This window comes from Campylobacter gastrosuis (assembly GCF_030249845.1).
Lineage (GTDB): Bacteria > Campylobacterota > Campylobacteria > Campylobacterales > Campylobacteraceae > Campylobacter_A > Campylobacter_A gastrosuis.
In genome coordinates this window covers 1-2,702 of sequence record NZ_JANURM010000045.1, presented here as the reverse complement: position 1 = coordinate 2,702, position 2,702 = coordinate 1, and the positions used below count along the sequence as shown (strand labels likewise).

The following is a 2,702-nucleotide window of genomic DNA, read 5'->3' as shown; positions in this document are numbered from 1 at the left end:
ATTGGCGGACAAAAATTCATCTAAAAAATCTGATGGTGTTACATTAAAAGCCGATGATATTTTTTTTAAATTTTCATAGGTAAAATTTTCAACCGAACCAGCTTCGTATTTTTTAATCGTAGATATAGATATTCCTGATTTTTCAGATAAATCATTTTGCGTCCAGCCAAATAAATCTCTGTATTCTTTCATTCTTAAAGAAAGTTCCATATTTTACTCCAAAATCTTTTAAAAACCTTGACAAGTTCTTTAAATTATACTATAATTTCGTTAATTTTATTGAATATTATAACGAAAGGGGCTTAAAATATGGCAAGGGTGCGTAAGGTGTGTAAAAGCGGTGGGGTAGCGGCTCAGATAGAGGCTAAAACTAACCTAACTATGCGTAAATTTTGCGAGTTAAATGGGTTAAAATATAAAAGCCTATTAAAGGGATATTACGCTAAAAATGCGATTAGGGTGTTAAAAAGCTATGGTATAAAGATAGAGCGAAATTTAGCTAATAATAGGGTTTGTGCGTAGGTGGGTTAGGCTATGTGGATTAACTCAAAAGAGGCGACGGTGATTTTGGGTGTAAAATATGATGCTTTACAAAAAGCGGTTCGCCGTGCTGAAAAAGCAGGTAAAAAATTTTGCTCAATAAAGTTCAATAAATTATACTTTCAACACACCAGCGGACGTGGCGGTGCGGCAGGTAAAATCCTCCAAATTTGGCTAGATGATGAGCTAATAAAGCAAAACAAAAACGATAAAACAACCGCCACCGCCGATTTTAACGCTACCGCTGGGATTAATTTTAACTCAACCACTGATTTTAACACCGCTGAGGCTAGACTTAGCCACGCCACTGCTGATTTTGGCGGAGTGGCTGGGCTAAGCACAGCTAAGGCTCATAAAATAGGGTTTGGCAACACCGCAGCTGGGACTTGCGAGGCTCATTTTGACAAAGCAAACTCTAAATCAAACGCAACCACTGGGACTTGCGAAGCTGGGGCTAATCCCTTAAATGCAACCACTAAATTTAATGAAAACGCTAATTTTAACGCCCTAGCAAACGCAAATTTTAGCGATAAAGAGGGTTTTGGAGGCGAGATAGAGGAGTTTAGAAGTGAGATTTTACCTATGCGTTCGTTAAAAGATAGCACAAACAAAGCGGATAGATTAAACTTCACACAAAACGAGTGCGGCGAAGTTTCTAATCAAGCTTTGCGAAGCTTAGAAAACACACAAAGTGAAGTTTCTAATCAAGCTTTGCGAAGCTTAGAAAACACACAAAGTGAAGCTCTAAAACAAGCCAAACAAGACTTAAAAAACAAAGTTTTTATGCAAACTTTGCAAAACAAAATCACAAAGGATAAAAATGCAAACATTGATAAAACAAACCCAAGCGAAGGGCTTAATGCGTTTAGTAAAGCCCACGCAGGAGGTTTTAATGCCTTGTCAAACGCAGGAGCGAACGCTAAGGGCTTTAACACAAAAGCCAAACACACAAACACAAGCGGTGGGCTTAGCGGTGTTAATGCAAAAAGAGAGTGGGCTAGCGATGAAACCAAAGAATTTTACACAAACACAGGAGTAAACAATGACACAAAAAGAGCAAAAGATGATCAAAATGACGCTTTTAGAGGTGCTAAAAGAGGAGGATGCGAGGGCGGAATTTGTAGAGGCGATGGAAGAGCTGGGCTTTGCGGTAGAGATAACAGAGCAAGGGGTTTATGGCTACAAGAAAAAGGGGATACCGATGAAAATAAAAATAACAGAACAAGGGGTGCAAACTCTTTTGAGTGTGGGTGTGAGCAATGCAAAGACAACGTGAAAGAAAAGCAGAGCTTAGAAAATACACAAAGTGGTAAAGAGCTAAATAAAGGGGGACGCAATGAGAGATTTCACGCTGGATTTAGCAGTGGCGATGAGCGTTTTATGGGTGCTGATTGCGAGTCTAAAAATTTATCACTAAATAAAACGCAAGGCGACCTACTTGGGGGCGAAAATTTACCATTAATCGCCACCTGCTCCGACAAAAAACGTAAAGGGGCATTTGAAAAATATGAGGTAATAAAAGAGTGGGAGAGAGCCAAAGGTAAAGTAAAAGATAGTGCTTTTATAGAGCATATAAATTCTAAAAATATATGCTCTATAAAGGTAACTGCAAATAAGTTATACGATTGGCAACGTAAATATAAAAACGGCGGACTTGATGCACTGGTTGATGAGCGAACAAATAATAAAACGCTAAATTTAGAAAAACTAGGGCTAAAAGACTACGCCATAAAGCTAATACACGCACAACAAGGACGTATAAACGTAACAAATATCTATAATCTGCTAAATTATGAAGCCATAAAGAGCGGTAAAATGAGCCTTGAAGCCTTTAACGGCAAAAGAGATGAGGTGGTAAGCTATGAGGCGGTAAATCGCTTTGTAAAAGGCTATCTATCTAAAAACAAACTACTTAAAAATATCATACTTTACGGCGAGGACGGCGTGATAGGTAGGCAAATGCCTAGCATCGGCAAATCAAACTGGGCTGTTAGCTCAATAAATCAAGTAGTTGAGATTGACGCTAGTCCGCTTGATTTGATTTGTAGTGCAAGTGATATTTGCGAAATGATAGGTTTTAAGGCCGTAAATAACATATTTAAAGATAAAGAGGAGTTTGAAAGCTATGTTAAAGAGTGGCAAAAACGCTACACGATAATCGC

2 protein-coding genes and 1 pseudogene are annotated in these 2,702 nt (G+C 38.3%); 2 read left to right on the top strand and 1 reads right to left on the bottom strand.

Annotated features, from left to right (window positions below):
- A partial coding sequence (locus NYG85_RS11910; protein WP_284938880.1) for a helix-turn-helix domain-containing protein occupies window positions 1-210 on the bottom strand: 210 nt, incomplete at its 3' end.
- 99 nt (window positions 211-309) lie between these two features.
- On the opposite strand from NYG85_RS11910, the gene NYG85_RS11905 reads away from it, so the two are divergent.
- On the top strand, window positions 310-522 hold the full coding sequence (locus NYG85_RS11905) for a hypothetical protein (RefSeq protein ID WP_284938878.1): 213 nt from the start codon (window positions 310-312) through the stop codon (window positions 520-522).
- A gap of 12 nt (window positions 523-534) precedes the next feature.
- Window positions 535-2,702 (top strand): annotated as a pseudogene (locus tag NYG85_RS11900) (hypothetical protein); the annotation flags it as partial.

Coding starts and splice junctions, on each gene's coding strand:
- NYG85_RS11905 (WP_284938878.1), top strand. CDS start 310: ATGGCAAGGGTGCGTAAGGTGTGTAAAAGCGGTGGGGTAGCGGCTCAG.